Here is a 6,498-nt window from a genome sequence, read left to right as displayed (position 1 = left end):
GTGGCTTCCCGACGCTGCGGAACGACGCGGAACCTGTGGGAGCTGCATCGTCGCAAAGCGACATGCAGCGATTCTTCTGCTGAACGGAAAACCGCATTCACCGTTGCTCGATTCACGAGGCGGCGGCTCCCACGGGGTGACGCGCCCCTGACGAGGCGGGTGCGAAACAGCGGCTATGTGTCCGCCGTGAACGGATCAGTTGCTGGTGTCGACCGTGGTGCGGTCCAGCACGAAGATCGGCAGCAGCGGCCGGTCGTCAATGCGCTCGAACCACTCGGGGTACGGGATTGCGCCGGCGATCTGCTCGCCGTGGGTGTATAGGTAGAGCGTCTTGCTCACGCCGGTGTTCGACTCGGTGCGAATCGCATACACCGTCGGCTGCACATCGGCGCCGAAGTGGTCGCCGAACCGTGCCCCTTCAAATGCTCTGCGCGCCGCGTCACCGCTGAGCTCACCCGCGTCGATGGCGGTGAAATAAACGTCGTTGAACACCGCGGTCAGCTCCGCGTCCGGGCCGTCGTCCTGCGCCGTCAGCACGACGGGCGCGACGCCCCCGTAGAAGGACCAGAAGTAGCGCTCGGTCGGCATCACGATGTGGCCGAAGACGGTGCAGGCCACGCGGGCAAAGTGCGCCACGGTCTCGTCGCCAAGCGTCAGCACGGCTTCCTCGGGCGAGCTTTCACAGCTGCCGAACAGCGGGTCGATGCCGTCGGTTGCGTGCAACGGCAGCGACGCAGCGCCGATCCAGAGCGTCAGTGCGCTGCACAGCATAATCAGGTGTTTCATGGCGTTCCAAACCCGTGTAGCGGTGGCGGTGAGCGGGGCCGTGCTGTGGTCTCCGGTCTCGACCGAGACGAAGCCTACCCCGAAGCGCAATCGCGTGCTGCCACGCCGGTCGCAAAGCCGTTCAAAGTTCGGCCAACTGCTCGAGCAGTTCCAGCAGGGTTTCCATGCGTTCGTGGCCGAACTCGGTCTCGATTGACGCGTAAATCGCTTCGCGGTCCGCCGCCATCGCGTCGATCAGTGCAAGCCCGTCCGGCGCGATATCGAAACGTGCACGCCGCGCGTCCCGTGCGTCTTTCACGCGCTTGATCAGCCCGCCGTCCTCGAGGTGTTTGGCGATGCGTGTGAGGCTCGGTGCGAGAATGCAGGCCCGATGGGCGAGCTCCGACGCGTCGATGGCCTCGCTCTCGGCCACCACCCGAAGCACCCGCCACTGCTGTTCGGTCACGCCGTGCTCGGCCAACATCGGCCGAAACCGACCCATCACCTGCTCGCGCGCGCGCAACAACGCAATCGGAATCGACCGCCGCGTCTGGGTTGGCACCGCAGGGGCGCGCCGGTGGGCCTTGGGCATCGCTGCGCGTTCACCTGATAGAAAACACGCAGTGTATCAGCCTCGCAGCTCAGGCCGTCCGGCGTTGCCTGCGCGCTACGCCGTCTCGCCGGAATCGGCCTCGATGGGCAGGTAGTCGAAAGCCCAGGCGTTGTAACTGCCCTCGCCGCGGTACCAGATCACGTCGGTGCCGGGGTCCTCGCCGTGGTTCCACCGTGGCCGCTCACCGTGAGCGTACCCCGCGTTGATGAGCCGCCGCCGCCGCTGACTCAGTCGGATCTGCTCACTCAGGTCCGCGCTGTCCCAACGCTGTTGTACCTCGGACGTGAACTGCGCCACGACCTCAGCCCAGGCTGGGTCGGTGGCGAGGTTGCGGCGCTCATCCGGGTCCGCATCGAGGTCGAACAACAAGGGCGGATCCGCTTCGGAGTGGATGAACTTGAGGCTGCCCCGGTTCAGCATGAAGATCGGCGCCGTTGTCGCCTCGGCGAGGTACTCACAACACACCGTGCGATCGGGTTGCTCGGCCTGGAGGAAAGGCATGATGTCATCGCCATCGAGGTCTTCGACGTCGGAACGCCACGCGCCACCGCTCGCAAAGCCCATGAAGGTCGGCAGGAGATCGACCAGCGACACGGCCGTCTGACAGCGCGAGGCCGGCACACCGGGCGCCTTGACGATCAGCGGCACGTGCAGCGACGGCTCGAAGAAGTGCTTCTTGAACCACATGCCCCGCTCACCGAGCATTTCGCCGTGGTCCGAGGTGAAGACGATCACCGTGTTGTCGGCCTGCCCGGTGCCCTCGAGCGCCGCGAGCACCCGCCCGATCAGCTCGTCGAGGTAACTGATAGAGCCGTAGTAGGCCCGCCTGGCTCGCCGGATATCCTCGTCGGAAAAACGCACGTTCAGCATGCCGAAATCGGACAGCAACCGGACGGAATGCGCGTCGTGCTCGGCCTCAGCGAGTGCGGGGACCGCAGGCAGCGGGATGTCGACCCCCTCGTACAAGTCCCAATAGGGCTTGCGGCACAGGTAGGGTTCGTGCGGGTGCGTGTAGGACACTTGCAGGAAGAAGGGCCGCTGGTCGCCGGCGCGCGCGATGTCGTAGAGGTGCTGCACCGCGTGGTAGGTCACGAGCTCGTCGAAGTCGATCTGCACCGAGCGCTCGCAGATGCCCGACACCGTCACGCTGCGCGGGTCGTTGGTGTCGCGCTCACCCTCGTCGCCCCAGTTCGGCACCCAGGAGAAGTCCGACGGGTAGAGGTCGGCGGTGAGGCGCTTCTCGAAGCCGTGAAACTGGTCCGGCCCAATGAAATGCATTTTGCCCGACAGCGCCGTCTGGTAACCCGAGGCCCGCAGGTAGTGCGCGTAGGTTGGCACCGAAGCTGGCATTTCGGCGGCGTTGTCGTAGGCACCGATGGCCGAGCACAGCTTGCCCGTCGCCATCGAGAACCGCGACGGCGCGCAGAGCGGAAAGTTGCAGACAGCCCGGTCGAACACGGCGCCGGTTTCGGCGAGCCTGTCGAGGTTGGGCGCCACACAGGCCGGGTCACCGTAGGCCTTGAGCGAGCGCGCCGTGAGTTGGTCAACCTGGATGAAGAGGATATTGGGCCTGGGCATGGAGCGCGCGCTCATCGACAAGATCGTCTGCGGACGGTACGCTGAGCCCTCGCTCGGTGCAATGACCTGGCCTCATCCGTCGACGCACCGTGCGCAACCCGCTGCGTGATCGCACGGCGCGCGGCGATCGGCCAGAGTGAGTCGCGATGGAATGGAATTTCTTGGCGGTGCTGCGGGACATCGACCTCCTGATGCTCGGGCTCGTCAATACCCTGAAGGTCACGGGCCTGTCGCTGTTCTTCGGCGTGCCACTCGGTCTGGTCCTCGCGCTCTCACGGCTCTCGACCTTCCGCCCCCTCTCCGGGGTCGCGGCGTTCATCATCGAGTTCTTCCGCACCACGCCGCCGCTGGTTCAGCTGTTCTGGTTCTTCTTTGCCCTGCCCATCCTCGTCGACGTGCGCATGACCCCGTTCATTGCCGCTATCGTGACCTTCTCGATCCAGTCGTCCGCGTTTTTTGCAGAGATCTTCCGAAGCGGCGTGCAGTCGATCGACCGCGGCCAGTGGGAGGGCGCCCGTGCGATCGGCATGACGTACACCCAATCGCTGCGCCGGATCATCCTGCCGCAGGCGGTAAAGCGGATGATCCCGGCGTTCATGGAGCGCTCGATCGAGCTGTTGAAAACGACAACCCTGGTGTCGACCGTGGCCTACGCCGACCTCATGTTCCAGGCAAACGAAATCGCCCAGAAAACCTTCAGACCGCTCGAGGTCTACACCGTGGTCGCAGTGATGTATCTCGTGCTGATCTTTGCTTTCAGCCAGCTCTCGATCGCCATCGAACACCGCCTCGCGAAGTCTGGCGAAGGCACGGTGCGCTGACATGGGCCACAACTGGGATTTCGCAACGATCTTCGCCAACTGGCACGTGCTGTGGGTCGGGCTGCAGGGCACGGTTGTCATATTCGCCATCACGGTGGTGCTCGGCCTCGCCGGGGGGCTCGTTGTCGGCGTGTGCCGCTACGCCCGGTCGCCGTTTCTGAGCTGGCCCGCTCGCGTCTTTGTCGAGGTGTTCCGCAACACCCCGGTGCTGGTGCAGATCATCTGGTTCTACTACGCGTTCCCGATCCTGACCGGCATCGAAACCGACCCCTACCTCGCCGCGATACTCGGCATTGCCCTGAACACCATGGCCTTCTCTGCCGAGATCTACCGCGCGGGCATCCAGTCGATCGACAAGGGCCAATGGGAAGCCGGCAAGGCCATCGGCATGACCTACAACCAGACGCTGCGCCGCGTCATCCTGCCCGTGGCGATCAAACGGGTGCTGCCGGCACTGACCAACCGCGGTATCGAGGTGTTCAAGATGTCGACGCTGGCCTCGGTGGTCGGCTACGTCGAAACGCTGAACCAGGCCAAGCTGATTGCGGACCTCAACTACAACCCCATCGAGGCGTACACCGCGGTGGCGTTTCTGTTTTTCTGCGTGCTCTACCCAGTGGTGCAGGCGACCTACGTGCTCGAGCGCATGCTGAAGAAAGGTGACCAATGACGGAACTGGTGCGCATCGAAGGCTTGCGAAAGCGCTTCGGCGATCTCGAGGTGCTCAAGGGCATCGACCTCACGGTCAACGCGGGCGAGACCATCGTCCTGATCGGGTCGAGCGGCTCGGGCAAGTCGACGCTGCTGCGCTGCATCAACTTCATGGAGACTCCGACGGCCGGCCGCGTGCACTTCAAGGGCGAGCTGATCGGCACCGAGCGCAACGGCGAGATGCAGTACCGCGAATCCCACCTGTGCGCCCTGCGTGCGCGCATCGGTATGGTGTTCCAGCACTTCAACCTCTTCCCGCACATGACCGTGCTCGAGAACGTCATGGAGGGGCAATGCATCGTCCTCGGCCGTTCCAAGGCCGACGCCAAGGACAAGGCGATGACGCAACTGCAACGCGTGGGCCTCGCCGAAAAAGCCAGCGAATACCCGTCGCGGCTGTCGGGCGGGCAGAAACAACGCGTTGCGATTGCCCGCGCACTGGCGATGGACCCGGAGGTCATGCTGTTCGACGAGGTCACCTCCGCGCTCGACCCCGAGCTCGTTGGCGAAGTGCTGCGCACCATGCGTGAGCTCGCCGACGACGGCATGACGATGCTCTGCGTGACACACGAGCTCGGCTTCGCGTACCACGTGGCGAGTCAGGTGCACTTCCTGAACGACGGCGTGATCCTCGAACAGGGTGAGCCGCACGAGATTCTGAAAAACCCCCAAAGTCAGCGGATGCGCGAGTTTCTCGACGGGCATTCGCTGTTCAAACTGCCGGGCTGACCGCCCAAAACGACGTGAAGGAGATGATGACGATGAAGTGGATTGCACAGAAATGCCTGACCGGGCTCACGGCCGCGCTCGCCGCGCTGGCGTTCAGCACCGGCGCGGCGCAGGCCGAGTCGACCTGGGAGAAGATCCAGGAGACCGGCAAGCTGCGCATGGGCGTGACACAGGCGCCGCCCTGGTATTCGAAGAACCCGGCCAACGGCGAGTGGGAGAGCGGGCTGATCGTGTCGATCGGTCAGGCGATGGCGAACGAGCTCGACGTCGAACTCGAAACCGTTGAAGTGACCTGGGCCACCGCAATCGCGGCACTGCAGGCCGACAAGATCGACATGATGTTCCTCGACGCAACGCCCAAGCGCGCGATGGTGGTCGACTACCCGAAACAGCCGCTGCTGTACATCTCGCTCGCAGTGCTGGCCAAGGACGACCTCGAGGTCACCGCCTGGGAAGACCTCAACAACCCGGACGTCACCGTCGGCGTGCCGCAGGCCACCAGCATGGACGCGTTCCTGACGCGCACCATCCCGAACGCCGATATCCAGCGCTTTCCGGACAACGGCGCCGCCATCGCCGCGTTCCAGTCGGGCCGCGTCGACGCGGTGTCGCTGTTCCACCCGCCGCTGCTCGCAGCACGCAAGAAGCTCGGTCGTGGTCAACTCGTCATCCCCACTCCGGCCTTCAGCTCTCCATCATCCATTGCGGTGCGGCGTGAAGCGGACAAGACCTTCCGTGACTGGGTCGACCACACGATCTTCTACTACTACGAGACCGGTCGCACCCAGCGCTGGTACGAGGAGTTTCTGACCGAGTTCGGCCTCGACCCGGCAGCCTCGCCGGTGATTCAACGCGAACTGTTGTTCAACTGACCGACACCCTGGCGCGCCGGACCGCTCACCGGCGCGCTTTGGGCAACAGGCGCGCCGGCGATTCGGTGCGGGTCTCGCGGTAGACCATATACAGGCCCGAGCCGAGAATGAGTGCGATACCGACCCACTCCCCCGCGGTCGGCAGGTCGTCGAAGATCAACCAGCCCCAGAAGATCGCGAGCGGCATCATCAGGTACTCGAAGGGCGCGACAAAGGCGGCCTCGCTGAGCTTGTAGGCCTGCGAGATCATGAAGCCCCCGGCCGTGCTGCAGACACCCATCACGATGAAAAACGGCAGATCGGCGAGTTCCGGCACCGTCCACGAGCGAAACAGAAACTGCAACGACGCCGAATCGAACTGATCGAAGCGGCCGTCGCCGATGCCGAGGCCGATTGCGATCGAGGTCAG

8 protein-coding genes are annotated in these 6,498 nt (G+C 64.5%); 4 read left to right on the top strand and 4 right to left on the bottom strand.

Annotated elements, in window-relative coordinates:
• Nucleotides 1-195: 195 nt before the first annotated feature.
• From AAGA11_22320 to betC, 3 genes are all read right to left on the bottom strand, one after another.
• Entirely contained in the window at nucleotides 196-786 is a 591-nt protein-coding gene (locus AAGA11_22320) for a hypothetical protein (protein MEM9605611.1), read from the bottom strand.
• Between the two features lie 121 nt (nucleotides 787-907).
• Nucleotides 908-1,357 (bottom strand): homoprotocatechuate degradation operon regulator HpaR, encoded by a 450-nt coding sequence (gene hpaR / locus AAGA11_22315; protein MEM9605610.1) that lies wholly within the window; start codon nucleotides 1,355-1,357, stop codon nucleotides 908-910.
• Between the two features lie 75 nt (nucleotides 1,358-1,432).
• Nucleotides 1,433-2,956, bottom strand: coding sequence for a choline-sulfatase (gene betC, locus AAGA11_22310; GenBank protein MEM9605609.1), 1,524 nt, complete (start codon nucleotides 2,954-2,956; stop codon nucleotides 1,433-1,435).
• 146 nt (nucleotides 2,957-3,102) lie between these two features.
• On the opposite strand from betC, the gene AAGA11_22305 reads away from it, so the two are divergent.
• The 4 genes from AAGA11_22305 to AAGA11_22290 are packed head-to-tail and all read left to right on the top strand — an operon-like array spanning nucleotide 3,103 to nucleotide 6,089.
• Complete coding sequence (locus AAGA11_22305; GenBank protein ID MEM9605608.1) at nucleotides 3,103-3,777, top strand: amino acid ABC transporter permease; 675 nt, start codon at nucleotides 3,103-3,105, stop codon at nucleotides 3,775-3,777.
• 1 nt (nucleotide 3,778) lies between these two features.
• The gene (locus tag AAGA11_22300; GenBank protein MEM9605607.1) at nucleotides 3,779-4,447 is read left to right on the top strand and encodes an amino acid ABC transporter permease; all 669 of its coding nucleotides are present in this window, start codon (nucleotides 3,779-3,781) and stop codon (nucleotides 4,445-4,447) included.
• Complete coding sequence (locus tag AAGA11_22295; GenBank protein MEM9605606.1) at nucleotides 4,444-5,217, top strand: amino acid ABC transporter ATP-binding protein; 774 nt, start codon at nucleotides 4,444-4,446, stop codon at nucleotides 5,215-5,217. The genes AAGA11_22300 and AAGA11_22295 overlap by 4 nt, the downstream gene beginning before the upstream one ends.
• 32 nt (nucleotides 5,218-5,249) lie before the next feature.
• Nucleotides 5,250-6,089 (top strand): transporter substrate-binding domain-containing protein, encoded by an 840-nt coding sequence (locus tag AAGA11_22290; protein MEM9605605.1) that lies wholly within the window; start codon nucleotides 5,250-5,252, stop codon nucleotides 6,087-6,089.
• Between the two features lie 25 nt (nucleotides 6,090-6,114).
• Here the strand turns inward: AAGA11_22290 and AAGA11_22285 are convergent.
• Nucleotides 6,115-6,498 (bottom strand): DMT family transporter (locus AAGA11_22285; protein ID MEM9605604.1); only part of this gene is annotated, 384 nt, incomplete at its 5' end.

This window comes from Pseudomonadota bacterium (assembly GCA_039196715.1).
In the GTDB taxonomy this organism is placed as follows: domain Bacteria; phylum Pseudomonadota; class Gammaproteobacteria; order CALCKW01; family CALCKW01; genus CALCKW01.
This window is presented reverse-complemented; position numbering and strand designations above follow the sequence as displayed.

Coding starts and splice junctions, on each gene's coding strand:
- AAGA11_22320 (MEM9605611.1), bottom strand. CDS start 786: ATGAAACACCTGATTATGCTGTGCAGCGCACTGACGCTCTGGATCGGC.
- hpaR (MEM9605610.1), bottom strand. CDS start 1,357: ATGCCCAAGGCCCACCGGCGCGCCCCTGCGGTGCCAACCCAGACGCGG.
- betC (MEM9605609.1), bottom strand. CDS start 2,956: ATGCCCAGGCCCAATATCCTCTTCATCCAGGTTGACCAACTCACGGCG.
- AAGA11_22305 (MEM9605608.1), top strand. CDS start 3,103: ATGGAATGGAATTTCTTGGCGGTGCTGCGGGACATCGACCTCCTGATG.
- AAGA11_22300 (MEM9605607.1), top strand. CDS start 3,779: ATGGGCCACAACTGGGATTTCGCAACGATCTTCGCCAACTGGCACGTG.
- AAGA11_22295 (MEM9605606.1), top strand. CDS start 4,444: ATGACGGAACTGGTGCGCATCGAAGGCTTGCGAAAGCGCTTCGGCGAT.
- AAGA11_22290 (MEM9605605.1), top strand. CDS start 5,250: ATGAAGTGGATTGCACAGAAATGCCTGACCGGGCTCACGGCCGCGCTC.